A 23,403-nucleotide genomic window follows, 5' to 3' on the forward strand; every position below is an offset into this window, starting at 1 on the left:
CGCGCCTTTCGGAGGATCTCCTCCGGAAGGCGGCGGGTCAGAGCTTGATGTTGCTGATCGTCTGGGCGAGCGAGTTGAGGAACCGGTGGATCGACGGGGCCATGCCCGACGACGCCAGGAAGAAGCCGAAGAGGGCCGCGACGGTGGCCGCCCCGGCTTTGATCTTCCCGCCGCGGATCATCATCACCAGGATGATCGCCAAGAGCAGCACCGCAGACACCGATATGGCCACAACTGATCACACCCTCGGTCGAAGAACCTGGCCCGGTCCCCGGAGCACCACCTCGTCGGGCTCCACCGCACCATCGTGCCATCAACTTGCCCTCCGTGGAGGTGATGTGACGATTCATCGACGATTTGACCGGCTCCGTCAGGGGTCGATTTCCGGCCGCCATGGCCGGTCGGCGGACCCCGCCCCTCTCGGGGCACCGGCGGGAGCCGACCGGAAGCATTGCCGCCGCTTTGCCGGACCCCGCTAGTCTGCGTCGAATGTCCCGTACCGCCACGTCCCCGGCGCGTACCGCGGCCCCCGCTCCCGGCCCGCCCCAGGCCGGTTCCGCCGCCGTACCGCGCGACCCGTTCTTCGACAACGCGAAGTACCTGGCCATCGTGCTCGTCGTGCTCGGCCACGCCTGGGAACCGCTCACCCACGGCAGCAGGGCCGCGACGGCGCTCTACCTCACCGTCTACACGTTCCACATGCCGGCGTTCATCCTGATCTCCGGCTACTTCTCGCGGGGCTTCGACCTGAGCCCGCCCAAGGTCAAGCGACTGGTCACCAGCGTCCTGGTGCCGTACCTGATCTTCCAGTTGGCCTTCGTGGAGTTCCAGCACCTGGCCGAGGACGGCGCCGACCCCGAGCCGTTCACCCTGCTGGAACCCTGGTACCTCAACTGGTTCCTGGCCGCGCTCTTCCTGTGGCGGCTGACGACGCCGCTGTGGCGGGCCGTGCGCTGGCCCGTCCCGCTGTCCTTCGCCGTCGCGATCGTGGCGATGCTGTCCCCCGAGGTGGGGAGCGAGTTCGACGTGATGCGGGTGATGCAGTTCATGCCGTTCTTCGTGATCGGCCTGCACCTGAAGCCCGCCCACTTCGAGCTGGTGCGACGGCGCTGGGTGCGGATCGCGGCGGTGCCGCTGTTCGCCTGCGCGGTCGTCACGGCGTACCTGCTCGCCCCGCGGCTGGACACCGGCTGGTTCTACCGCAACTCCACCATCCGGGACCTGCGCGAACCCGTGTGGACGGCGCCCGTGATGACCTTCGCGCTGTTCCTGTGCGCCGCCGCGCTGACCGTGGGCTTCCTGGCCTGGGTGCCGCGCCGGCGGACCTGGTTCACGGCGCTCGGCACCGGGACGATGTACGGCTTCCTGCTGCACGGCTTTGTGATCAAGCTGTCGCGCTGGTGGGAGTGGTACGACCTGTACGACTGGATCCGGCGGCCGGCGGGCGAGGTCCTGGTGTCGGTCCTCGCCGTCGCCCTGGTCACCGTGTTGTGCACGTCTCCGGTGCGGCGGGTGTTCCGCCCGGTGATCGAACCTCGAATGGACTGGGCCTTCCGCGTGCCGCCCCGGCCCGCCACGGACGCGGCGGCGGGTGCCGGTGCGGCTACGGACGCGGCCGCGGGTGCCGGTGCCGGTACGGCTACGGCTACGGCTACGGCTACGGCTACGGCTACGGCTAAAGATGCAGCGCGATCTGCGCCGCCAGCGCCACCCACCATCCCACCGGCCCGATCAGACCGATCACTCCAGGGCGGCTGAACAGCGGGGCCCCGGGGTCGGGCTGCGGCCCGTGGCCACCGGGGGCCGGGGGCGCCAGCTTCTTGAGCTTCGCGTGCACGCTCAGGTTCCAGAGCAGGGTCAGCGGCGTGAAGACGATCAGTGAGAACGGGCTCCACCACTGCCAGCAGGTCTTCGCGGTCATCTCCCGGAGCAGCGCGGTCCCGCAGGTCCGGCAGAACCGGCCCTTCTGCGAGAAGAACCGCATCAGGAAGACCAGGCCCTGGTGGCGGCGGATGGTCATCTGGGCGGCCGGGAACCCGCCGCACATCTGACAGCTGCCGTGCGCGCCCGGCATTGGCTGCGGCGCGGCGCCGTAGGGGTCGGGGCCGGGCTGCCGCGGGGCGGCGTACGGGCCGGCGTACGGACCGGTGCCCGGCTGCGGCGGGGCCGCGTAGGGGCCCGCGTTCCCGTACGGGCTCCCCTGTGGGGCGGTGGTCCCGTACGGATTCGCCTGCGGCGCGGCTCCGTACGGATCCCCTTGCGGCGGGGCCCCGTACGGGTTGCCCTGCGGCGCGGCGGGCGGGGCCGGGTACGGGCCGGGCTGCTGCTGGGCGTACGGGTTGTGCGGCTGGGGCGAAGGCGGCGGCGCGGCGCCCTGCGGCTGCTGCGGGTATCCATAGGGCGCCTGGGGATGTTGAGGCGGCTGAGGTGACTGAGGCGTGGTCATGCGAATCCCCCGTGGAAAGTCGTGAACGCGGTGAGCGTGATGAGCGTGTTGCGCCACCAGCGCGGCGGGACAACGTGAAGCGGCGGAATCGCCGGCCCGGTGGTCCCACGGCGGCGCGCATCCGCCGCCGTGCGCGGCGGGCGGACGGACATGTTTATCAACGCGCACGCGAAAACCGCAACGCCGTGACGGCGCAATGCCGTACCGCCCCACGGACTTGTGCCGAGAGGACGCCACCGACAACGAACACGGGGAAATGGCGCCGCCGGAAAGGCGGTCGAGCGGGAGCCGGAAAAGGGGACTCATGCCCGGAATTCCCACCACCCGCTCCGGGCGCGTCGCCCAGTCACGTCAGATCAGCAGCACTCGCGGCAGATCAGCAGCAGTCGTGTCAGATCAGCAGCAGCCGCGTCAGTCGCGGCAGATCAGCAGCAGCGCCCGGTCGTCGTTGACGTCCTTGGCCACGGCCTCGATCAAGTGCCAGGCGGCGCCCGCGAATCCGGTGGTGACGTACCGGTCGGCCTCGCCGGTCAGCCGGTCCATGCCCTCGGTCAGCTCGCGTTCGGCGGTCTCCACCAGGCCGTCGGTGAACAGCATCAGGACGTCGCCGGGGCGCAGCCGCCCCTTGACGGAGTCGAACTCGGCGCCGTCGTAGACCCCGAGCAGCGGCCCCTCCGCGGCCTTCTCCTCCCAGCGGCCGGACCCGGCGCTGAGCTGGAGCGCGGGCACGTGTCCGGCGGAGAAGAGCTCGTAGTCGCCGCTGTCCAGGTCCAGGACGAGGTGCACGGAGGTGGCGAAGCCCTCGTCCCAGTCCTGCCGGAGGAGGTAGCCGTTGGCGGCGGGGAGGAAGGCGTGCGGGGGCAGCGAGCCGAGCAGTCCGCCGAAGGCGCCGGAGAGGAGCAGCGCGCGGGAGGCGGCGTCCATGCCCTTGCCGGAGACGTCCGTGAGGACGACTTCGAGCGTCCGGCCGCCGTTGGTGCGGGCGGCGACGACGAAGTCGCCGGAGAAGGACTGCCCGCCGGCGGGCCGCAGGGCCATCTCGCGGTGCCAGCCGCGGGGCAGCGCGGGCAGCTTGCTCTGGACGCGGATGCGCTCGCGGAGGTCGAAGAGCATCGTTCCGCCGCGCCGCCAGGGGACGCCGACGCGGCTGCGGAACTGGGCGATGAGCAGGCCGAGGAAGCCGACGGCGGCGACGACGAGGATGGTGCCGGGGGTGACGCGGTCGGCGCCGTACGCGGCGGGGTCGAGGACCGCCGACTCGACGATGAGGGCGGTCGCGGCCGCCGCGTAGAGGCCGAGGAGGCTGGCGGGGCGGAGCAGCAGTCCGCCGGCGACGATGGGCAGCACCAGCGCGGCGGGGGCGCACCATTCGGGCTGGGCGATGGTGCCGATGGCGAGGGCGGGGACGGAGAAGAGGAGGGCGCTGAGGGCGAGCCAGTCGGAGCCGTCGCCGCGGAAGTAGTCGACCCCGGCCTTGCGCACGCTCGTGCGGGCCCGGTGCAGTGCTTTGCGCATCCGGGCCGTCGGGGTCTCCGCACCGCCAGTCATTGCTTCGGGACCTTATCCACCCATTCGGCGGCGCGTCGATTCACGCCGCGCCGACACGGCTGCCCTTGGGGCACCTGGGGTGCAACCCTATGCGAAAGACGCTCACCTGAGCGGTTATACGGCTCCTCGCATGGCTGTACAGCGGGGAATCCGGTCGTACGACCGGAGCGCGCCGGCCGGCCGCGCTCCCCCGCCGTGTTCACTTCCGCTGGCAGCCCGGGCACCAGAAGAGGTTGCGGGCGGCGAGCCCGGCCGTACGGACCTCTTCCCCGCAGACGTGGCACGGCTGTCCGGCGCGCCGGTAGACGTAGACCTCGCCGCCGTGGTCGTCCACCCGCGGCGGCCGGCCCATGGCCTCGGGGGTGTGGTCGGGCCGTACCGTGTCGATTCTGTTGTCGCGCACGCCTTCGCGCATCAGCGCCACCAGGTCGTGCCAGATCGCGTCCCATTCGGACCGGGTGAGATCGCGGCCCGCCCGGTAGGGGTCGATCCCATGGCGGAAGAGGACCTCCGCCCGGTAGACGTTGCCCACCCCGGCGATCACCTTCTGGTCCATCAGCAGGGCGGCGACGCTCGTCCTGCTGCGCGATATCCGTCGCCAGGCCGGCTCGGGGTCCTCGTCCTCGCGGAGCGGGTCGGGTCCCAGCCGGTCGTGTATCGCCTGCTTCTCACCGTCCGTCAGCAGCGCGCAGGCGGTCGGGCCGCGCAGGTCGGCGTACGCGTCGGGGCCGGCGAGCCGCAGCCGGACGGTGTCCGTGGGCGGGGGCGTGGGGGCGGTGCCGAGCGTGTACTTGCCGAAGAGGCCGAGGTGGACGTGGATCCAGCCGGTGGGCCCGAAGCCGAGGAAGAGGTGCTTGCCGTGCGCCTCCGCCTCCTCCAGCACCCGGCCGTCCACGAGCGCGGCGCCGTCCGAGAACTTGCCCTGCGGGCTCGCCGCCCGGACCGGGCGCCCCGCGAACAGGGCGCGGTGGTCCGCCGCCAGGCGGTGGATCGTGTGCCCCTCGGGCATGGCTGCGTCCTCCCGGACGGTGTCGGCGGAACGGCGAGGGGCCCGCCGCGCGACTGCGGCGGGCCCGGTGACGTCAGAAGGGGACGTCCGAAGGAGACACCGGAAGGGGCCGGCACACGGCCCGGCCCCGGTCCGTCCGGCTGGTCAGTCCTGCTGCGGGTGGTGCGCGGGGATGGCGGGCAGCTCGCCCGTCGTCTCGTAGCGGCCGAGCATCTCGATGCGGCGGGTGTGACGCTCCTCACCCGAGTACGGCGTGGCGAGGAACACCTCGACGAACCTGGTCGCCTCCTCCTCGGAGTGCATCCGGGCGCCCACCGCGATCACGTTCGCGTTGTTGTGCTCGCGGCCCAGCGCGGCCGTCTGCTCGCTCCAGGCCAGCGCGGCGCGGACGCCCTTGACCTTGTTCGCGGCGATCTGCTCGCCGTTCCCGGAGCCGCCGATCACGATGCCGAGGCTGCCCTCGTCCGCGGCGGTCCGCTCGGCGGCCCGCAGGCAGAACGGCGGGTAGTCGTCCTGGGCGTCGTAGATGTGCGGGCCGCAGTCGACGGGCTCGTGGCCGTGGGCCTTGAGCCACTCGACGAGGTGGGTCTTGAGTTCGTAACCGGCATGGTCGGAGCCGAGGTACACGCGCATGCGTCCGAGTGTGGCACGTCCCGGCGGGTACCCGTGCCGGTACCCCTGATGGGCACACCGGGTGAACACAACGATACGGATTCGGGTCTTCCGCAATACACCTTCGAAAAGTTCTAATGCGGGGACTCTCAACCCGAGAACCAAAGGAAACTGCCCATGAGCGCGATACCGCCGATCATGACGAAGGCGTCACCCGGCGATCCCGCGGACGCCGCGCCGGCGACGGGGGACGGCCTCAAGGCCGGCCTCAAGAACCGCCACCTTTCCATGATCGCCATTGGTGGCGTCATCGGCGCCGGACTCTTCGTGGGTTCCGGGTCCGGTATCGCCGCCGCCGGCCCCGGCATTCTGATCTCGTACGCCCTCGTGGGCGCGATGGTCGTCCTCGTCATGCGGATGCTCGGCGAAATGGCCGCCGCCAACCCGACGTCCGGTTCCTTCTCCGCCTACGCGGACCGCGGCCTGGGCCGCTGGGCCGGTTTCACCATCGGCTGGCTCTACTGGTTCTTCTGGGTCGTCGTGCTGGCGGTCGAGGCGACGGCGGGCGCCGCGATCCTCAACACCTGGGTGCCGGCCGTGCCCAAGTGGGCCTGGGCGCTGATCGTCATGGTCGTGCTCACCGCCACCAACCTGGCCTCGGTCAGCTCCTACGGCGAGTTCGAGTTCTGGTTCGCGGGCATCAAGGTCGTCGCCATCGCCGCGTTCGTGATCGTCGGCGGGCTCGCGGTCTTCGGCGTGCTGCCCGGCTCGAAGAACGACGGTGCGGGCCTGGCCCACCTCACCGACGCGGGCGGCTTCCTGCCGCACGGCCCCGGCGCGATCCTCACCGGCGTGCTGATGGTCGTCTTCTCCTTCATGGGCAGCGAGATCGTCACCCTCGCCGCCGGCGAGTCCGAGAACCCGCAGAAGGCCGTCCGGCAGGCGACCAACAGCGTCATCTGGCGCATCGCCGTCTTCTACCTCGGCTCGATCTTCGTCGTCATCACGCTGCTGCCCTGGAACTCCGAGGCGATCGCCAAGGACGGCAGTTACGTCGCGGCGCTGAACTCGATCGGCATCCCGCACGCCGGCCAGGTCATGAACGTCATCGTCCTGACCGCCGTCCTCTCCTGCCTCAACTCGGGCCTCTACACCGCCTCCCGCATGGCCTTCTCGCTCGGCCGGCGCGGCGACGCGCCGAAGGCGTTCGCCCGCGTCAACGGCCGGGGCGTGCCGCAGGCGGCGATCCTGGGATCGGTCGTCTTCGGCTTCCTGTCGGTCTTCTTCAACTACATGTGGCCCGACACGGTCTTCAAGTTCCTGCTCAACTCATCGGGCGCGGTCGCCCTGTTCGTGTGGCTGGTCATCTGCTTCACGCAGCTCAAGATGCGCGGCATCATCCTGCGCGAGATGCCGGAGAAGCTGGTGGTGCGGATGTGGCTGTTCCCGTACCTGACGTGGGCCACGATCGGCATGATCCTCTTCGTGCTCGGCTACATGGTCTACGACGGTGGCGACAACCGCGAGCAGGTCGCCCTCTCCGTCCTGGTGGCCGTGGTGGTCCTGGCCATCGGCCTGGTCCTGGACCGTCGCCGGCGGGCGGTCAATTAGCGAACGCACGGACGCCCGGTCCTTCGCCCTTCCGAGGGCGATGGCCGGGCGTTTGTCGTTTTGCGCCGTGAAACGGACGGATCCCCGCGCCCCGTCGGGCACAGGCGAGCGGAATACGAGCGGCTACGCGAAAAAATCCGTCCGCTCAGCAGGGAGATCACCTGGCCCCCTACCGTCGGAGTACGGCACCGGGCCGCCCCCTCCCGTCACCGGGCAGACTGGGCATCACCACGGGAAGGAGTGAGCATGTCCGCGCAGCCCGTCCACTACGAGTACCCGGACCACGAGCCCCGCAGGGACGCGCAGGTGACGCCAAGGATCACGGGGGAGCCGCGGGAGATCGCCGAACAGATCGAGCAGGCGTCCGGCCTCCGGGTCGAGATCATCCGAGGAACGCTCATGATGTCCCCCACCCCGCGGCGGCGGCACAACCTCACCATCCGCTGTCTGCGCAAGCTTCTGGCTCCGCACATCGACCCGGACCGCGACCTCTTCGAGGTCACCTCCATCCCGCTCCCCGCGGATCCGGACGATTACGCCACCCCGGACGGGGTGGTATGTCCGGTCGAGGCGATGGACTCCGATGACTGGCTGCTGCCCGGTGAGGACGTCGACCTCGCGGTCGAAGTGACCTCCCCGTCCGAACGTGCCGTCGGCACCGCGGACAAGATCGTCTGGTACGCGGAGGCCCGCGTGCCCGTGCTGCTCTATCTGCACCCGGCAACCGGCGACTGGGCCCTGTACTCACGCCCGTCCGAGGACGGCTACCGCACTGTCACCCAGGGCAAGTACGGCGACCCCGCGCCCCTCCCCGAGCACCTGGGCGGCGACCTGCCGACGGAGCACCTGCCGCGTTACACGCGGTAGCGCGTACGGGCGCGGGCCCGCACCTCCCCCGAAGGGAAGTGCGGGCCCGCGCCCGTACGGAAAGAAACGAAAAGAAGAAGCCTCAGCCCCGCCGACCCAGCAGCTTCCAAGCCGCCGGCAGCGCCCCCATCGCCAGCGCTGCCTTGAGCGCGTCGCCGATGAGGAACGGGGTCAGGCCGGCCGCGACGGCGTCGCCGAGCGGCATGTGGAGGGCGAGGGCCAGGTACGGGACGCCGACGGCGTAGATGATCGCCGTGCCGAGGGCCATCGTGCCCGCGGTGCGCAGGACCGAGCGGTCGGCGCCGCGGCGGGCGAGGGCGCCGACGACGGTGGCGGCCAGCAGCATGCCGAGGACGTAGCCGAAGGAGGGGAAGGCGGCGCCGGACTTGCCCTCGGCGAACCAGGGCAGGCCGGCGATGCCGGCGAGCGCGTAGAGGGCCAGCGAGAGGAAGCCGCGGCGGGCGCCGAGGGACGTACCGACGAGGAGGGCCGCGAAGGTCTGGCCGGAGACCGGGACGGGCGAGCCCGGAACCGGCACGGTGAGCTGGGCGGCCAGGCCGGTGAGGGCGGCGCCGCCGGCGACGAGGGCGACGTCCCGGGCCCGGGAGGAGGACGCGGGCAGGAGATCGGCGAGGACCGTACCGGTCCGGGGGACTGAAACTGCGGCGGTGGCCATCGGTACTCCGCTGGAGGAAGGGTCGGATACAGGACTCGGGACTCGGGACTCGCACGAGAACCGAGGACTTACGGGGCTCATACACAGAACACCGCGACGTTAGCCCAGCTCTCCCGAATCGGCATGAGGCAGCCGTCACAAAGGCCCCCCGCCCCCTTTGGAAGGTTCCCGAAGGCGGCGACGGGCCGAGTGATGCTCGTCACCGAACGGGCCGCTCGGCTTGGTTCACGCCGCCGCACCGGGAGAATGGTGAGACTTGCGCGCACTTTTCACGTGTCGCATGCTTTGCGCCCCCGCCGACCCGTGGGCGGCGCGGGCACCGCCGAGACGTCGCGCCACCGCATCCCGTGCGCCCCGGGCGCGCGCCGCACGAACCGAGAGTACGAGCCCCATGCACGACGCACCCCCCGCCGCCGAGCCGCTCGCCGGTGAGAGAGAGCCGCTGTCCGCGGGGCTCAAGCAGCGGCATCTGACGATGCTGGGGCTGGGCGGTGTGATCGGCGCCGGCCTGTTCGTGGGTTCGGGCGCCGGGATCTCCGTCGCGGGTCCCGGGATCATCGTTTCCTACCTGCTGGCGGGCGCCCTCGCCATGCTGGTGATGCGGATGCTGGGCGAGCTGTCGTCGGCGATGCCCGCGTCCGGTTCGTTCTCGGTGCACGCGGAGCGGGCACTCGGCCGCTGGGCCGGGTTCACGGTGGGCTGGCTCTACTGGTTCCTGCTGGTGATCGTGCTGGCAGTGGAGGCGACGGCCGCCGCGCAGATCGCGCACGGCTGGGTGCCGGGGATGCCGCAGTGGGCCTGGGTGCTGGTGTTCATGGTGGTGTTCACCACCGCCAACCTCACGGCCGTGAAGAACTTCGGCGAGTTCGAGTTCTGGTTCGCCGCCCTGAAGATCGGCGCGATCCTCCTCTTCCTCGGCCTCAGCCTGCTGGCGATCTTCGGTCTGCTCCCGGACACCGACCCCGTGGGCCTCTCCAACCTCACCGGCCAGGGCGGCTTCCTGCCCAACGGCTGGAGCGGCGTGATCTCCGGCGTGCTCGCGGTGGCCTTCGCCTTCGGCGGCCTGGAGGTCGTCACGATCGCCGCCGCCGAGTCCGAGGACCCGGAGCGCGCGGTGGGCCGCGCGGTGCGCAGCGCCGTCTGGCGCATCCTCTTCTTCTACGTGGGCTCGATGCTCGTCATCGTCACCCTCCTCCCCTGGTCGTCGCTGAAGCCCGGGCAGAGCCCGTACGTGGCGGTGCTGGACCGCATCGGGGTGCCTGCGTCCGGTCAGATCATGCAGGTCGTGATCTTCGTGGCGCTGCTGTCGGCGCTCAACGCCAACCTCTACGGCTCGTCCCGCATGGTGTTCTCGCTCGCCGAGCGCGGCGAGGCCCCGCGCTCGCTGCTGACGGTCTCGCGCGGCGGGGTGCCGCGCCGGGCGGTGTTCGCCTCCGTGGCGTTCGGTTTCGCGTCCGTCGTCCTCAATCTCGAGTGGCCGGATTCGATCTTCCGCTATCTGCTCAACTCGGTCGGCGCGGTCCTCCTCTTCGTCTGGGGCCTGATCGCCGCCTCCCAGTTGCGGCTGCGCCGCCGCATCGAACGGGAGATGCCCGAGCGGCTGACGTTGCGGATGTGGTGCTTTCCCTATCTGACCTGGGCCGCCCTGGCGGGAATGGCCGCGGTGCTGGTGCTGATGCTCACCGACGACGCCGCCCGGCCGCAGTTGCTGTGGTCGGCGGCGGCCACCGGCGCGGTGCTCGCCGTCGCCGGGATCCGGGAACTCCGAATCCGCCGTCGCGACCGCGCTTAGCGCGTAAAGACATTGATTCTGGCGATATATCAGGTGCGGAGAGTAACCCTCGCGTCTAAATATCGGACATCCGTGTGACAAGTGTTGTCCTGAGCGAACATCACCCCCACACTGAGGCAACTTTTCCGGGTTGTTGCCTGTTGTAACAACCCTTTCATCACTCATTCCACGGGGACAGACACGACCATGACTCGGACAGATGCGACCCCCGCGCCCGAGCGCGAGGTCACCGATGCGGCGCCGGGCCACGGCGCCGCCCTGTCGCACGGCCTCAAGCAGCGCCATCTCTCGATGATCGCCCTGGGCGGCGTGATCGGCGCCGGTCTCTTCGTCGGCTCGGGCACCGGCATCGCCGCCGCGGGCCCCGGCATCGTCCTCGCGTATGCGGTGTCCGGGCTTCTGGTGATGCTCGTGATGCGCATGCTGGGTGAAATGGCCGCGGCCAACCCCGCGTCCGGCACCTTCTCGGTGCACGCGGAGAAGGCCATCGGCCCGTGGGCCGGCTTCACCGCCGGCTGGATGTTCTGGATCGAGCTCTGCGTGGGCATCGCCGTCGAGGCGATCGGTGCCGCCACGATCATGGTGAAGTGGTTCCCGTCCACGGACTCCTGGATGTGGGTCCTGCTGTTCATGGCCGTCTTCTGCGGTACGAACCTGGCGGCCGTCGGAAACTTCGGCGAGTTCGAGTTCTGGTTCGCCACCCTGAAGGTCGCGGCGATCGGCGCCTTCCTGGTCCTGGGCGTGCTGGCGATCTGCGGTCTGCTGCCGGGCACCGACGCGCCGGGCTCCGACAACCTCACCGGCCACGGCGGTTTCCTCCCCAACGGCACCGACGGCCTGGTCGCGGGCCTGCTCGCGTCCGTCTTCGCGTACGGCGGCCTGGAGACGGTGACCATCGCCGCGGCCGAGTCCGAGCAGCCGGTCAAGGGCGTCGCCAAGGCGGTGCGCACCGCGATGTGGCGGATCGCCCTCTTCTACGTGGGCTCGATGCTCGTCGTCGTCACCCTGATCCCGTGGACGGACAAGTCCGTCCTGGAGGGCCCCTACGTGGCGGTCCTGAAGTACCTGGACGTCCCCGCCGCCGGCGAGATCATGAACGTGATCGTGCTGATCGCGCTGCTCTCCGCGATGAACGCCAACATCTACGGCGCGTCCCGGATGGCCCACTCGCTCGTCGAGCGCGGCGAGGGCCCCCGCTTCCTCGGCAAGGTCTCCTCCGGCGTCCCGCGCCGGACGGTCGTCGCCTCCTCCGCCTTCGGCTTCTTCGCGGTGCTGCTGAGCTACTGGTGGCCGGACACCGTCTTCAAGTGGCTGCTCTACATGACGGGCGCCGCCGTCCTCGTGGTGTGGGGCTTCATCGCCGTCACCCAGCTGATGATGCGGCACCGCCTGCAGCAGGAGCAGCCGGGGCGGCTCGTGGTGCGGATGTGGTGGTTCCCGTACCTGACCATCGCCGCGCTCCTCGGCATCCTCTGCACCCTCGGCCTGATGCTGCGTGAGAAGGACACCGCCCAGCAGCTCTACGCCACCGCCGGCCTCACCGTCGCGCTGGCCCTCGTCGGCTACCTGCGGCAGCGCGCCACGGCGCGGCGGCGGAACTGACGGCCCGTACATCCCGAGCAACCCCGAGGCGGGGTCGGTCCTGAGCTCCAGGACCGACCCCGCCTCGGTCTTTTGACGGAGAAGGCCCCTTGACCCACGGTCCGAAGGGAAAGAAGACGCACTTGCTGATAGCGTCTACCTGCAAGTTAATTGCAATAAGCAGTCGGAGGGCTCGGCATGGCCATCTACACACTTCCTGAACTTCCGTACGACTACGCGGCGCTCCAGCCGGTGATCGACGCGAAGATCATCGAGCTGCACCACGACAAGCACCACGCGGCGTACGTCAAGGGCGCCAACGACACGCTGGAGCAGCTCGCCGAGGCCCGGGACAAGGACCAGTGGGGCGCGGTCAACGGCTTGGAGAAGAACCTCGCGTTCCACCTCTCCGGCCACATCCTGCACAGCATCTACTGGCAGAACATGACCGGCGAAGGCGGCGGCGAGCCCCTGGAGAAGGACGGCGTCGGCGAGTTGGCCGACGCGATCGCCGAGTCCTTCGGCTCCTTCGCCAAGTTCAAGGCGCAGCTGTCCAAGGCGTCCGCCACCACGCAGGGCTCCGGCTGGGGCGTCCTCGCCTACGAGCCGCTCAGCGGCAAGCTGATCGTCGAGCAGGTCTACGACCACCAGGGCAACGTGGGCCAGGGCTCCACCCCGATCCTGGTCTTCGACGCCTGGGAGCACGCCTTCTACCTGCAGTACAAGAACCAGAAGGTGGACTTCATCGAGGCCATGTGGCAGGTCGTCAACTGGCAGGACGTGGCGAAGCGTTACGCCGCCGCCAAGGAGCGCGTCAACGCGCTGCTGCTCGCCCCCTGAGCCCGGCCTTCCCGAACGGGAAGCCCGGCAGGGCCCCTCGAACGGCCTGCTCGTGATCGTCTTCTCACCCGTGTCACGCGGCAGGCACGGGAAGGCCCCGCGCGGTCGATGCGCGCGGGGCCTTCCCCATGCTCTCATCCTCGGGGCGTCCTCCGGGCATCCCCGAAGTGCCCCCGGGCGTCCCCGGGCTCGCGCGGCGCTCACCCGTGCCCGAACGCCTCGCCCGTCACGGTGAACTCCCGGGCCAGACCCGTCTCGTGGAGGCGGGCGAACGGCGCGAACGGAACGCCGAGTTCCGATTTTCCCCGGTCGAAGTTCCACGCCTTGTGCACCGCGAAGCGGTAGTCGACGACCGCCCTCCCGGCCGCGTCCACCCGTACCGTGCCCGTCAGCCGGAACTCCACGCAGCGCAGGGCCAGCCACCAGTCAAGGTGCGTCCGCCGGGTGATCAGCAGGTCGCGCCAGCCGCTGTCGGCGGGGTACGCGGCGGGGGTCCGCTCCCCCAGTGGCCACCGCTCCTCCGCCGGCCACCGGCCGTCCCCCGACCACCGTTCGCCCTCGGCCCACCGGTCGAGCGCCTCCGCGCGCCAGCGGTCGAGCTGCCCGTCGACCACGGCCCGGACGGGCGGCAGGGCCAGCAGCTCGTCCGCGTCGATCCGGCGGTTGCCGCCCGTGGCGCGCAGGTAGTGCCGCAGCATGCCCGCCGCCCGGCGCAGCCGCAGCGCGGACCACAGGGCCGCCAGCGCCCGGCAGGCCCCCAGCGTGAGCAGGTCGTACGGGCGTACGGGAAGCTCGGCGAAGGCGGCGTTGCGGCAGGGCGGCTCGGCTTCGGCCCAGCCGCCGTCGCGGCCCAGCGGCCGGGAGAGGTCGGTCTGGCCCATGGTTCGGACCCTAAGGGAGGGGAGGGACGGGCGCGCGCCGACCGGGTTCGGTCGGGGGACCGCCCCTCCGGGGCCTCCCGAGGCGCTCCTCGGGTCAGTCGAAGATCGGCCCGACCGTCCGGGTCCGCTTGATCTCGAAGAAGCCCGGCGTCGAGGCGACCAGCAGCGTGCCGTCCCAGAGCCGCGCCGCCGCCTCGCCCTTGGGGGCCGGGGTGACGACCGGACCGAAGAAGGCGACCTCCGAGCCGTCCGGCCCGGGTACGGCGATCACCGGGGTGCCGACGTCCTCGCCGACCTTCTCGATGCCACCGCGGTGCGAGGCGCGCAGCTCCTCGTCGTACGCGTCCGTGTCGGCGGCGTCCGCCAGCGAGGCGGGCAGGCCGGCCTCCTCCAGCGCGGCGACGAGCGTCGCGCGCTCCTGCGGGAGGGCCTGGTTGTGGAAGCGGGTGCCGATCGCGGTGTAGAGGCGGCCGAGCACCTCCTCGCCGTGCTCCTTGGCGGCGGCGACGCACACCCGCACCGGGCCCCAGGCCCGGACCATCAGCTCGCGGTACTTCTCGTCCACCTCGTCGAGCCGGTGCTCGTTGAGCACGGCCAGGCTCATCACGTGCCAGCGCACCTCGACGGGTCTGACCTTCTCGACCTCCAGCATCCAGCGGGACGTCATCCAGGCCCAGGGGCAGAGCGGGTCGAACCAGAAGTCGGCGGTGACCTTCTCGGTCTCGGTCATGCGGGTCTCCTCGGGTCTCCACAGGGAAGCGGGACGGTCTCGGTTGCAACGACGCCGTGCGTGCCATGATTCCTGATGTTCGAAACATGTCGGAGGACGGCTTCGAACGCCGCGTCCTTCGCGATACTTCGCGCGCCGCATCCGTGGAAGACACCCATCCGCGGAATACACAGAAGACCCAGAAGACACAAACGCCGCAGACGAGACGAGGGAGCCCCGCCGTGCCCGGTGAGAACCTGACCCGTGAGGAGGCCCGGGAACGGGCCGCGCTGCTGACCGTGGACGCCTACGAGGTGGCGCTGGACCTGCGGTCCGCGGTGGGTCCGGAGAACCCGGCGGACGGCGGCCCGCGCACCTTCCGGTCGGTCTCCACCATCCGCTTCCGCTGCGCCGAGCCGGGCGCTTCCTCCTTCGCGGACCTCGTCGCCCCCTCCGTCGCCGCCGTGACCCTCAACGGCCGGGAGCTGGACCCGGCCGCGGTCTTCGACGGCACCCGGATCGCGCTGGAGGACCTGGCGGCCGAGAACGTCCTGACCGTCGACGCGCACTGCGCCTACAGCCGGACGGGCGAGGGGCTGCACCGCTTCGTCGACCCCGAGGACGGCGAGGTCTACCTCTACACGCACTACGAACCGGCCGACGCGCGCCGGGTGTTCGCCAACTTCGAGCAGCCCGACCTCAAGGCCCCCTACACCTTCACCGTGACCGCCCCCGCCGAGTGGACGGTGATCAGCAACGGTGCCCAGGACGGTCCCGTGGAGCCGGCCGACGACACGGCGGCGACCTGGCGTTTCGTCCCCACGAAGCCGATCGGCACCTACATCACGGCGGTCGTCGCGGGCCCGTACCACGTCGTCCGCGACCACTACAGCCACAAGCTTCCCGACGGCAAAACGCTGGAGATCCCGCTCTCCGCGCTCTGCCGCAAGGGGCTGGCCCCGCACTTCGACGCGGACGAGATCCTCACCGTCACCAAGCAGGGCCTGGACTTCTTCCACGAGCACTTCGACTTCCCGTACCCCTTCGGCAAGTACGACCAGGCGTTCGTCCCGGAGTACAACATCGGCGCGATGGAGAACCCGGGCTGCGTCACCTTCCGCGAGGAGTTCGTCTACCGGGGCAAGGTGACCCAGGCGGCGTACGAGCGCCGGGCCAACGTGATCCTGCACGAGATGGCGCACATGTGGTTCGGCGACCTGGTGACCATGGAGTGGTGGGACGACCTGTGGCTCAAGGAGTCGTTCGCCGACTTCATGGGCTCGTTCTCGCAGGTCGAGGCCACCCGTTACACCAGCGCCTGGGTCACCTTCGCCAACCGGCGCAAGGCGTGGGCGTACCGGGCCGACCAGCTGCCCTCCACCCACCCGGTCACGGCGGACATCCACGACCTGGAGGACGCCAAGCTCAACTTCGACGGCATCACGTACGCCAAGGGCGCGTCGGTGCTCAAGCAGCTCGTGGCCTACGCCGGGCGGGACGCCTTCCTGGAGGGCGCGCGCCGCTACTTCAAGCGCCACGCGTACGGCAACACGCGCCTGACCGACCTGCTGTCCGTCCTGGAGGAGACCTCCGGGCGCGACATGACCGCCTGGTCGCGGTCCTGGCTGCAGACCGCGGGCGTCAACTCGCTGACGCCGCAGCTGACGTACGACGCCGCCGACCGCGTCACCGAGCTGGCCGTCCTCCAGGAGGCCCCGGCCGGCCACCCCGAGCTGCGTCCGCACCGGGTGGCGGTCGGCCTCTACCGCCGGCAGGCCGGCGAGCTGGTGCGCTACGCGCGCGTCGAGGTCGACGTCGACGGGCCGCGCACGGTCGTCCCCGAGCTGCGGGGCGCCGAGCGGCCGGACCTCGTCCTCGTCAACGACGACGACCTGACGTACTGCAAGATGCGCTTCGACGAGCAGTCCCTCGCCACCCTCCGCGGCCACCTGGGCGAGCTCACCGACCCGCTGGCCCGGGCCCTGTGCTGGTCCGCGCTGTGGAACCTCACCCGCGACGGGCTGATGCCCGCCCGCGACTACCTGGACCTGGTGCTGCGCTTCGCGGGCGCCGAGACCGACATCGGCGTCCTCCAGATGCTCCAGCTCTGCGCCCGCACCGCGCTCGTCCACTACGCGGCGCCGGAGTGGCGCGAGCGCGGCGCCGCCGAGCTGGCCCGCGGCGCACTGAGCGAGCTGCGGCTGGCCGAGCCGGGCAGCGGGCACCAGCTCACCTGGGCCCGGTTCCTGGCCCAGACCGCCGGCACCGAGGCCGACCTCCAGCTGCTGCGCGGGCTGCTCGACGGCACCGCCCGGATCGACGGCCTGGACGTCGACCAGGAACTGCGCTGGACCTTCCTGGCCGCCCTGGCCTCGGCGGGCGCGGCCGACAAGGCGCTCATCGACGCCGAACTCGCCCGCGACGACACCGCGTCCGGCCGCCGTCACCACGTCCGCTGCCTGGCCTCGCGCCCGGACCCGGAGGTGAAGGCGGACGCGTGGACGACCGTCGTCGAGTCCGACACCCTGTCCAACGCGCTCACCGAGGCCACCCTCGCGGGCTTCGACCAGCCGGGGCGGCGGGACCTGCTCGCGCCCTACGTCGAGCCGTACTTCGCGGCGCTGGAGCGCGTCTGGCGGGAGCGGTCGATCGAGATCGCCATGGCGATCGTGCGCGGCCTGTTCCCGATGCTCCAGGACGACCGGCGCACCCTGGACCTCACCGACGCCTGGCTCGCGGAACACGCCGACGCGCCGCCGGCCCTGCGCCGGCTGGTGCTGGAGGCGCGGGACGACCTGGCGCGCGCCCTGAGGGCACAGGAGTGCGACGCGGCGGCGTGACCCTGTCGCTCGCCATGGCTCTTCGAACTCCCGTGCATCTGCCCGGAGTTGTCCCCACTTGTCGACGAGCCTGTAACAGGGGTTAAGGAGCGGGCGCGGCGCGGGAATGGGCGGGTCATGAGCTACGAGACCCCCCTCTCCCCGCGCCCGCTCCACCACCTCTCCGACGTCCGCCACCGCGTCCTCACCTCACGGCAGCTGCGCGAGCACGGCGTCCCCTCGTCCACGGTCAACGAGCGCTGCCGCCCCGGCGGCCCCTGGCAGCAGCTGCTGCCCGGCGTCTACCTGCTCCACACCGGACCCGCCACCAGCGAGGAGCGGCTGCACGCCGCCCTCATGTACACCCGGGCCCGCACCCAGGGCATCCCGGTCCAGGAACCGCGCGACGCCCAGGCCGGCGCCCCCTACGGGGAGGCGATGATCACCGGCCTGGCGGCGCTGGCCCTCTACCGCTTCACCAGCGCTCCCCCGCTGCTGCGCATCGACCACATCGACGTCCTCGTCCCCGGCACCCGGCGGCTCCGCGAGACCGGTTTCGTCCGTCCCGTCCGCGCGCACACCATCCCCCGGCCCCGACTGGTGACCGGCGTCCCCGTGGCCCCGGTCGCCCGCGCCGTCGCGGACGCCGTCACCCGCCTCACCGACCCCGACCGGATCCGCCGGCTCCTCACCGAGGCCGTCCGCGGCGGCCACTGCGAGGCGGCCCGCCTGGTCCGCGAACTCTCCCGGGCCCGGCTGCTGAACCGCCCGCACATCGTGGACGCCGTCGACGTCCTCCTCGCCGAGGGCCGCTCCCTGGCCGAGGACCACCTCTACGCCCTGGTCGCCGACCACGCCCTCCCCGCCCCGCTCTGGAACGTCGAACTCCGCCTCCCCGGCGGCCCGTCCCTCGGCCCGGTCGACGCCTACTGGCCCGACCACGGCGTCGTCGTCGAGATCGACACCCGCGCCCCCCGCCAGGAACCCGACGCCACCTGGACCCGCCAGGCCCAGAAGCGCCACCACCTCGAACACCTCGGCCTCACCGTCATCCACCTCACCCCCCGCAAACTCCGCGAGTCCCCCGAACAACAGGCCGCCGTCATCCGCACGGCCCTGGCGACGTCGGCGGAGCGGGGGGCGCGGGGGTATGTGGTGGTGCTGCCGCGGTGAGGGCTCGTGGCCGAATGTAATCGACAGCAACTCGCCCGGACCTCAATCCCTTTGGTCGCCCCACCGAGCGCCTGATAGAGCTGTTCGAGACACCGCGTGCCATACGAGGGTGATGGGGGTGGGTTCGTGAAGTTCGACATGGGACAGGCGACACTGTCCGGCCTGGTCTCGCGGACGCATGGTTCGCATGGCGATCTGGCTCAGCTGATCCAGCAGTTGATCGTGGCGGCCCAGCCGCTGGAAGGGAAGTTCAACGGCGCCGGGCGAGCCGCGTTCGATCAATTCAAGTCACATTCCGAACAGGTCGCCGCCGAGCTCAACGGCGCGCTCAGCGCCATCCTGGGCGGCCAGGCCGGCATGGACACCTCGTTCGGCGAGGGCGACCAGGAGCACGCCGACAACGCGCGCCGGCAGATGGCCGCCGCGAACTTCGACGCGGCGCGGTTCGCGGGCCGCCAGGGAGGCTGACGATGTCGACCACCGACCGTCGGAGCTACGACCTGGGCGCCTCCACGCAGGTGCAGACGACGCTGCACGGGATCATCTCCCGGCTGGAGGCCGTACTGAACGAGCGGGACACCGCGGTGAAGTCGGCCATGGCCGACTTCCAGGCCGACGGCGTCTCCGAGCAGTACCACGAGAAGGAACTGCGCTGGCAGCGCGCCGCCGCCGAAGTACGCCAGATCATCACGCTGCTGCGCTCGACGATGGAGCAGAACGACGCCACGGCGCAATCCACGCTGGCACGGGCGAAGGCCGCGGTGGACGGGATCGGGTAAGCCCGATCGGGGGGGGAGGTGAACCATGTCCGGTTGGGACATCGACGTGAACGGCGTGGACGGCACGCTGCGGAACACGGCCGAGGCGGCGGCCGCGTTGAAGGACGAACTGGCCGACTACGTCGCCGACATACAGCACGCGGGTACCAGCGCCGGAACGCTCGCCTACGCCGGGACACCGGAAAAGGGCGGCAACGGCGGCGCCGGGGGCAGCGCCTCGGGCATCATCGCCGGGGCGCTCGGGTACTTCGCCCAGCACACCGAGGAGGAACTGCTGTTCGTCGCGGCCCGCGCGGGCCAGTCGATCAACGGCGCGCACCAGGCGACCTCGGAGTACATCAAGGGTGACCTGACCATGGCCGCCCGCGCCCAGCACGACGCCCTCCGGGCTCCGGACATCAAGGCACTCACCGCCCGGTCCCGGAAGGGCGGAAGACCGTGAAGCTGCTCGATCCGGCCAACATCCCCGTCTTCACCGGCAACCTGGAACTCCTCGAAAGCTACATCGGCGCGCTGCGCAAGGACGCCGCCCGGCTGCGGGCCACCGGCTCGGACATCCATTCCCGCTTCCAGGGACTGGCGGCTCACTACCGGGCGCCGGAGGCGGAGCAGTTGTTCGCGACGACCCTGCCGGTACGGGAACGCGCGCACGCCTTCGCCGCGAAGCTGGACAAGGTCGCGGGCGCGCTCTCCGACTATGCGACGGAGGCCCGCCCGCTCGCCCACAAGCTGGCCGCCCTGTCCCTGGAGGCCGAGACGTTCCTGATGTCGGTCGAGGGCGACGACCGCTGGACGCACGACAGCAAGAAGACCGACCACCACAACCGCATACGGGACGACATCACGGCCGCCCAAGCGGCCTTCCAGGATGCCGAACGCCGGTGCGCCAGCAAGATCACGGCCCTGGTCGGCGGCCCCCGCTTCGTCACCGACGACGGCACCCACAAGCCGAACATGTACGGCTACGACGCCGAGACGCTCGAACACGCCAAGCTGCCGTGGGGCGACCCGGTGGAACGCGTGTACGACTGGTACGAGCCGCACTCGATCAAGAGCTTCGCCTGGGACGGCGTGGTCGTCGACGGCATCGGGGGCACCCTCAAGGGCCTGGGGACCCTGGTCGGCGTCGACGGCTGGGACCGGATGGGCCAGGCCTGGGCCGGCCTGGGCAAGACCGCCGTCGGCGCCCTCGTCTACGGCACGGGGGCGTACGAGATCCCCGACGACTACCTCCCCCAGTTCTTCAAGGACTCCAAGAACTCCGCCCGCGACACCGCCAAGGCGCTCGTCGCCTACGACGAGTGGGGCAAGGACCGCGCCCGGGCGGCGGGCGCCGCCTCCTTCAACATCCTCACGACCGCCACCGGCACGGGAGCCCTGGCGAAGGGCGGCGCCGGTGCCGCCGCGAAGGTGGTCAACGTCGTCGGGAAGGCCGGCCGGGTCATCGACCCGATGACATACGTCGGCAAGGGCGCCGGCTTCGTCATCGGCAAGTCCCTCACCAAACTCTCCTCCTCCCTCCCGGCGGCAGGCGACCTGGTCAACACCCTCCGCGACCGCCTCCCCGGCACAGAACGCCTCCCCGACGGCTCGGTCCGCCTCCCGAACGCGAGCGTCCTCCCGGGCAAGGCCCGCTACCTCCGGCCGGACGGAGCTCTGGTGGACGTGCGGGGGCGGGGGGTGCGGGGGCATGGACCGATAGTGCAGGAATCACCCGTGAGTGTGGGCTCGCCGCACACAAGCACTCAGCACACGCCTCGGACAAGCGACCCCATTCAGGAGGAAACCAGGCGGGTGCACAGTACGCACGAGCGTGAACCCATCATGGCCGGCGCGGCCAAGCAGAACTCCGTTCCCATGCATGCAGACCACTCCCCCAGGGCCTCAGGCCATCACTCGGGCAACGGTTCCCAAGCCGCCGGCCACACCGACCCGCCACAGTCGGGGCAAGGCGCGGACCACAACAGCAGCACGGGCGACCACTCGTCCCATGGTGGTCCACACTCGGCGGGAGACCAAGCACCGGATCCTCATGGCCACCACGGTGGCAACGGTTCAGGTGCCAATATGGGCAGCGGCACCGGACATCAACCCCACAGCCAGGCCACGGCGCCACAACACGGGCCGTGGCCCGTGAAGGACAACGTGCCTGGCCCGGCTGCGGGCGAAGAACTGAAACGGCCGCACTCTCGGCATTCGCCGAACGGAGCGGCCAGGGGTGAGATCAAGGAGAAGAACAGCGTCATTTTGCAGGGTTACGCGGACGATGTGGACAGGGACATCGCCGCCATCGCCGAAGGGCGTGCCAAACTCACCGCAGACGGCAATCGCTACGAAATCAACGGTCGCACCTACGGCGTCGAGCCGGGAGGGAGGGTCTACCCGGACTCCGGACCCGGTATCGCCATCCTCGACAGGAACGAATATGCCGCACTTCAACAAGTAGCCAAGGCCAAGGGTGACATCTCGGCAGCCCCGCAGCTGACGAAGAACCCACGCTTTGTAAACAACCCGCAGGCAGTCCAAAAAGCGCTGGCCATTTACCACGGGACCTATCCATGACCTACAATTTCCTCACGGCCGACCGCTTGCACCCCGAAGCCATCCGGCAAGCGCTTTCGACATGCTTTGCCGTGGAAACAAGCAGTGTCGATGTTGCCGACGCGGAGAGCGATCAAGATCGGCGCAACTGGGACGCCCTGGTTTTGTGCGATTTCTCAGGCATCAACGGGCAGTTGTCGCTGTCCTTGGACATTTACGTCCAGGAGTCGGTGATCAGTCAGCCGACTGAGGCAGAAGCCGCCCTGAGGTTTGCTGCGGCTACACGGACGGTGGTGCTCTACCCGGCGGAAGAAAACATTCCGAGTGCTTACTGGGCCATCACTCCGGACATGAAAACCACGAGAGTAAGGCTCTCGACAACGGATGACGAGAGACCCGCATACTCCATCGATGCTGCAGAATCCGAGATTCCGCAGTTCCCGGACGCCCACGTCACTCTGCTCCCCGAAGTCATCCGAGAGCATCCGGTGGCCATTCCAGCGACGGAATCTTTCCTCGCCAAGGCTGAGGCAGTCCTTTCGCCCGACAAGCGCGAAGACGCAACTCAACCGGAAAAGAATGACGCCGATAACCTATCGGATCGCGCTCGCAACTCACTGGCAGCATGGGAAAGAATGACCCGACGCATGGCTACAGGTTGGCCACCATCAGGGGGCTACCCATTCGACATGTACATGAATGACCTAAGAGCACGGGACGACCTAGCGGCCATTCTCGCAAAATACCCGGAACCGGTCCATCATTTCTTGCTCGAGTCTGTACACCTGGTCGATTCCGAATTCAAAAGACTCACCGAGCCCGACCGCGACCACGTCATCAAGCGCTTGACAGGCGCACCGCAAGGCGACGTGACCGAGTCCGACTGGTGGTGGTATCGAAAGCCCATCGCCCTGCCGTGGTCACGACAGTAATAATTGACACGGGTCCGCCGGTGTGATCGTCACGCGTACAACTCCCTTGCTGCGAAGGAGGCGGTGACAGTGAAGGACTACGACAGTCAGCTACTCGAATCCGTCTCCGTGCGGCGGCGGCGGTTGCGGGATGCGTTGTTGTTCGGGGTGGAGCGGGCGCGGCGGACCGCGGATGAGAAGTTCGGGCGGGTGTTCGCGGGGGTCGCGTTGGCCGCTGTGGTGTGTGCGGGGTGTGTGGGGTGGGGGTTTGTGCAACATATGATCGCCAAGCAGCGGGAGCAGCAGAGGCAGCAGCAACAGCAACAGCGGGAACGGGAGCGGCCGTTGCCGCAGCCGACCATGGCGCCGGTGGTGCCCGTCGTGCCGACGGCGCCTGTCACGCCGTCCTCTCCGCCTTCACCGAGCGTGGGACCGACCGTTCCGTCGGTCTCCCCCGTGCCGTCGCGGAGTTCCGGCCCGACGTTCTCCGCGAAGCCGTCGGCGACGACGAAGCCGACGCCGACGCCGGCGGCCAAGCCGAAGAAGCCGCGGCCCTCCAAGTCACCGTCGGTCAAACCCGTTGTCACACCCCGGTGATAGGTTCAGGC

At 70.2% G+C, this 23,403-nt stretch carries 22 protein-coding genes; 14 read left to right on the forward strand and 8 right to left on the reverse strand.

All coding sequences use genetic code 11. The features are described 5' to 3' along the window. Window positions 1–37: 37 nt before the first annotated feature. Window positions 38–232, reverse strand: coding sequence for a hypothetical protein (locus ACQEVS_RS11645; RefSeq protein WP_185944962.1), 195 nt, complete (start codon window positions 230–232; stop codon window positions 38–40). Window positions 233–489: 257 nt separating this feature from the next. Here ACQEVS_RS11645 and ACQEVS_RS11650 point away from each other — a divergent pair, with 257 nt between their 5' ends. After that, the gene (locus ACQEVS_RS11650; protein ID WP_433018961.1) at window positions 490–1,758 is read left to right on the forward strand and encodes an acyltransferase family protein; all 1,269 of its coding nucleotides are present in this window, start codon (window positions 490–492) and stop codon (window positions 1,756–1,758) included. Here ACQEVS_RS11650 and ACQEVS_RS11655 read toward each other — a convergent pair. The 4 genes from ACQEVS_RS11655 to ACQEVS_RS11670 all read right to left on the reverse strand — a co-directional run bounded on the left by ACQEVS_RS11655 (window position 1,676) and on the right by ACQEVS_RS11670 (window position 5,636). Next, window positions 1,676–2,446: a hypothetical protein gene (locus ACQEVS_RS11655; RefSeq protein WP_433018964.1), complete on the reverse strand. Its 771-nt coding sequence runs from the start codon at window positions 2,444–2,446 to the stop codon at window positions 1,676–1,678. The genes ACQEVS_RS11650 and ACQEVS_RS11655 overlap by 83 nt on opposite strands. A 411-nt stretch (window positions 2,447–2,857) precedes the next feature. Beyond that, on the reverse strand, window positions 2,858–3,994 hold the full coding sequence (locus ACQEVS_RS11660; protein ID WP_433018967.1) for a PP2C family protein-serine/threonine phosphatase: 1,137 nt from the start codon (window positions 3,992–3,994) through the stop codon (window positions 2,858–2,860). A gap of 199 nt (window positions 3,995–4,193) precedes the next feature. Continuing rightward, window positions 4,194–5,003, reverse strand: coding sequence for an Fpg/Nei family DNA glycosylase (locus ACQEVS_RS11665; protein ID WP_433018970.1), 810 nt, complete (start codon window positions 5,001–5,003; stop codon window positions 4,194–4,196). A 144-nt stretch (window positions 5,004–5,147) separates the two neighbouring features. Continuing rightward, window positions 5,148–5,636: a ribose-5-phosphate isomerase gene (locus ACQEVS_RS11670; RefSeq protein ID WP_433018973.1), complete on the reverse strand. Its 489-nt coding sequence runs from the start codon at window positions 5,634–5,636 to the stop codon at window positions 5,148–5,150. A 156-nt stretch (window positions 5,637–5,792) separates the two neighbouring features. Between ACQEVS_RS11670 and ACQEVS_RS11675 the strand changes: the two genes are divergently transcribed. Then, window positions 5,793–7,226, forward strand: a complete 1,434-nt coding sequence (locus ACQEVS_RS11675; RefSeq protein WP_433018976.1) for an amino acid permease — start codon at window positions 5,793–5,795, stop codon at window positions 7,224–7,226. 246 nt (window positions 7,227–7,472) lie between these two features. Next, complete coding sequence (locus ACQEVS_RS11680) at window positions 7,473–8,093, forward strand: Uma2 family endonuclease (protein WP_433018979.1); 621 nt, start codon at window positions 7,473–7,475, stop codon at window positions 8,091–8,093. An 82-nt stretch (window positions 8,094–8,175) separates the two neighbouring features. Here the strand turns inward: ACQEVS_RS11680 and ACQEVS_RS11685 are convergent, their stop codons facing one another. Beyond that, window positions 8,176–8,769, reverse strand: coding sequence for a biotin transporter BioY (locus tag ACQEVS_RS11685; RefSeq protein ID WP_433018982.1), 594 nt, complete (start codon window positions 8,767–8,769; stop codon window positions 8,176–8,178). A 391-nt stretch (window positions 8,770–9,160) separates the two neighbouring features. Here ACQEVS_RS11685 and ACQEVS_RS11690 point away from each other — a divergent pair, with 391 nt between their 5' ends. From ACQEVS_RS11690 to ACQEVS_RS11700, 3 genes are all read left to right on the forward strand, one after another. Continuing rightward, window positions 9,161–10,561 (forward strand): amino acid permease, encoded by a 1,401-nt coding sequence (locus tag ACQEVS_RS11690; protein ID WP_433018985.1) that lies wholly within the window; start codon window positions 9,161–9,163, stop codon window positions 10,559–10,561. Between the two features lie 186 nt (window positions 10,562–10,747). Next, window positions 10,748–12,163, forward strand: coding sequence for an amino acid permease (locus ACQEVS_RS11695; protein WP_433018988.1), 1,416 nt, complete (start codon window positions 10,748–10,750; stop codon window positions 12,161–12,163). 177 nt (window positions 12,164–12,340) lie between these two features. Further along, window positions 12,341–12,982, forward strand: a complete 642-nt coding sequence (locus ACQEVS_RS11700; RefSeq protein ID WP_433018991.1) for a superoxide dismutase — start codon at window positions 12,341–12,343, stop codon at window positions 12,980–12,982. A 200-nt stretch (window positions 12,983–13,182) separates the two neighbouring features. Here the strand turns inward: ACQEVS_RS11700 and ACQEVS_RS11705 are convergent, their stop codons facing one another. Next, the gene (locus ACQEVS_RS11705; RefSeq protein ID WP_433018994.1) at window positions 13,183–13,863 is read right to left on the reverse strand and encodes a hypothetical protein; all 681 of its coding nucleotides are present in this window, start codon (window positions 13,861–13,863) and stop codon (window positions 13,183–13,185) included. Window positions 13,864–13,957: 94 nt separating this feature from the next. Beyond that, a complete protein-coding gene (locus tag ACQEVS_RS11710) occupies window positions 13,958–14,593 on the reverse strand; it encodes a mycothiol-dependent nitroreductase Rv2466c family protein (protein WP_433018997.1) in 636 nt (211 codons plus the stop codon). A 221-nt stretch (window positions 14,594–14,814) separates the two neighbouring features. Between ACQEVS_RS11710 and pepN the strand changes: the two genes are divergently transcribed. From pepN to ACQEVS_RS11750, 8 genes are all read left to right on the forward strand, one after another. Next, complete coding sequence (gene pepN, locus ACQEVS_RS11715; RefSeq protein ID WP_433019000.1) at window positions 14,815–17,412, forward strand: aminopeptidase N; 2,598 nt, start codon at window positions 14,815–14,817, stop codon at window positions 17,410–17,412. A gap of 117 nt (window positions 17,413–17,529) precedes the next feature. Continuing rightward, on the forward strand, window positions 17,530–18,564 hold the full coding sequence (locus tag ACQEVS_RS11720) for a hypothetical protein (protein ID WP_433019003.1): 1,035 nt from the start codon (window positions 17,530–17,532) through the stop codon (window positions 18,562–18,564). A 126-nt stretch (window positions 18,565–18,690) separates the two neighbouring features. Continuing rightward, window positions 18,691–19,032 (forward strand): hypothetical protein, encoded by a 342-nt coding sequence (locus ACQEVS_RS11725; RefSeq protein WP_004951138.1) that lies wholly within the window; start codon window positions 18,691–18,693, stop codon window positions 19,030–19,032. 2 nt (window positions 19,033–19,034) lie between these two features. Further along, window positions 19,035–19,343 (forward strand): pore-forming ESAT-6 family protein, encoded by a 309-nt coding sequence (locus tag ACQEVS_RS11730; protein WP_433019006.1) that lies wholly within the window; start codon window positions 19,035–19,037, stop codon window positions 19,341–19,343. Window positions 19,344–19,368: 25 nt separating this feature from the next. Next, entirely contained in the window at window positions 19,369–19,785 is a 417-nt protein-coding gene (locus ACQEVS_RS11735; protein WP_433019009.1) for a DUF6507 family protein, read from the forward strand. Beyond that, on the forward strand, window positions 19,782–21,905 hold the full coding sequence (locus tag ACQEVS_RS11740) for a hypothetical protein (RefSeq protein WP_433019012.1): 2,124 nt from the start codon (window positions 19,782–19,784) through the stop codon (window positions 21,903–21,905). Before ACQEVS_RS11735 ends, ACQEVS_RS11740 begins: the two co-directional genes overlap by 4 nt. Beyond that, window positions 21,902–22,816, forward strand: coding sequence for a hypothetical protein (locus ACQEVS_RS11745; protein WP_433019015.1), 915 nt, complete (start codon window positions 21,902–21,904; stop codon window positions 22,814–22,816). Before ACQEVS_RS11740 ends, ACQEVS_RS11745 begins: the two co-directional genes overlap by 4 nt. Window positions 22,817–22,885: 69 nt before the next feature. Further along, a complete protein-coding gene (locus tag ACQEVS_RS11750) occupies window positions 22,886–23,392 on the forward strand; it encodes a hypothetical protein (RefSeq protein ID WP_433019018.1) in 507 nt (168 codons plus the stop codon). Window positions 23,393–23,403: the final 11 nt, after the last annotated feature.

Origin of the sequence: Streptomyces sp. CA-181903 (assembly GCF_050937075.1) — a bacterium.
In the GTDB taxonomy this organism is placed as follows: Bacteria; Actinomycetota; Actinomycetes; order Streptomycetales; family Streptomycetaceae; genus Streptomyces.

Coding starts and splice junctions, on each gene's coding strand:
- ACQEVS_RS11650 (WP_433018961.1), top strand. CDS start 490: ATGTCCCGTACCGCCACGTCCCCGGCGCGTACCGCGGCCCCCGCTCCC.
- ACQEVS_RS11655 (WP_433018964.1), bottom strand. CDS start 2,446: ATGACCACGCCTCAGTCACCTCAGCCGCCTCAACATCCCCAGGCGCCC.
- ACQEVS_RS11660 (WP_433018967.1), bottom strand. CDS start 3,994: ATGACTGGCGGTGCGGAGACCCCGACGGCCCGGATGCGCAAAGCACTG.
- ACQEVS_RS11665 (WP_433018970.1), bottom strand. CDS start 5,003: ATGCCCGAGGGGCACACGATCCACCGCCTGGCGGCGGACCACCGCGCC.
- ACQEVS_RS11670 (WP_433018973.1), bottom strand. CDS start 5,636: ATGCGCGTGTACCTCGGCTCCGACCATGCCGGTTACGAACTCAAGACC.
- ACQEVS_RS11675 (WP_433018976.1), top strand. CDS start 5,793: ATGAGCGCGATACCGCCGATCATGACGAAGGCGTCACCCGGCGATCCC.
- ACQEVS_RS11680 (WP_433018979.1), top strand. CDS start 7,473: ATGTCCGCGCAGCCCGTCCACTACGAGTACCCGGACCACGAGCCCCGC.
- ACQEVS_RS11685 (WP_433018982.1), bottom strand. CDS start 8,769: ATGGCCACCGCCGCAGTTTCAGTCCCCCGGACCGGTACGGTCCTCGCC.
- ACQEVS_RS11690 (WP_433018985.1), top strand. CDS start 9,161: ATGCACGACGCACCCCCCGCCGCCGAGCCGCTCGCCGGTGAGAGAGAG.
- ACQEVS_RS11695 (WP_433018988.1), top strand. CDS start 10,748: ATGACTCGGACAGATGCGACCCCCGCGCCCGAGCGCGAGGTCACCGAT.
- ACQEVS_RS11700 (WP_433018991.1), top strand. CDS start 12,341: ATGGCCATCTACACACTTCCTGAACTTCCGTACGACTACGCGGCGCTC.
- ACQEVS_RS11705 (WP_433018994.1), bottom strand. CDS start 13,863: ATGGGCCAGACCGACCTCTCCCGGCCGCTGGGCCGCGACGGCGGCTGG.
- ACQEVS_RS11710 (WP_433018997.1), bottom strand. CDS start 14,593: ATGACCGAGACCGAGAAGGTCACCGCCGACTTCTGGTTCGACCCGCTC.
- ACQEVS_RS11720 (WP_433019003.1), top strand. CDS start 17,530: ATGAGCTACGAGACCCCCCTCTCCCCGCGCCCGCTCCACCACCTCTCC.
- ACQEVS_RS11730 (WP_433019006.1), top strand. CDS start 19,035: ATGTCGACCACCGACCGTCGGAGCTACGACCTGGGCGCCTCCACGCAG.
- ACQEVS_RS11735 (WP_433019009.1), top strand. CDS start 19,369: ATGTCCGGTTGGGACATCGACGTGAACGGCGTGGACGGCACGCTGCGG.
- ACQEVS_RS11745 (WP_433019015.1), top strand. CDS start 21,902: ATGACCTACAATTTCCTCACGGCCGACCGCTTGCACCCCGAAGCCATC.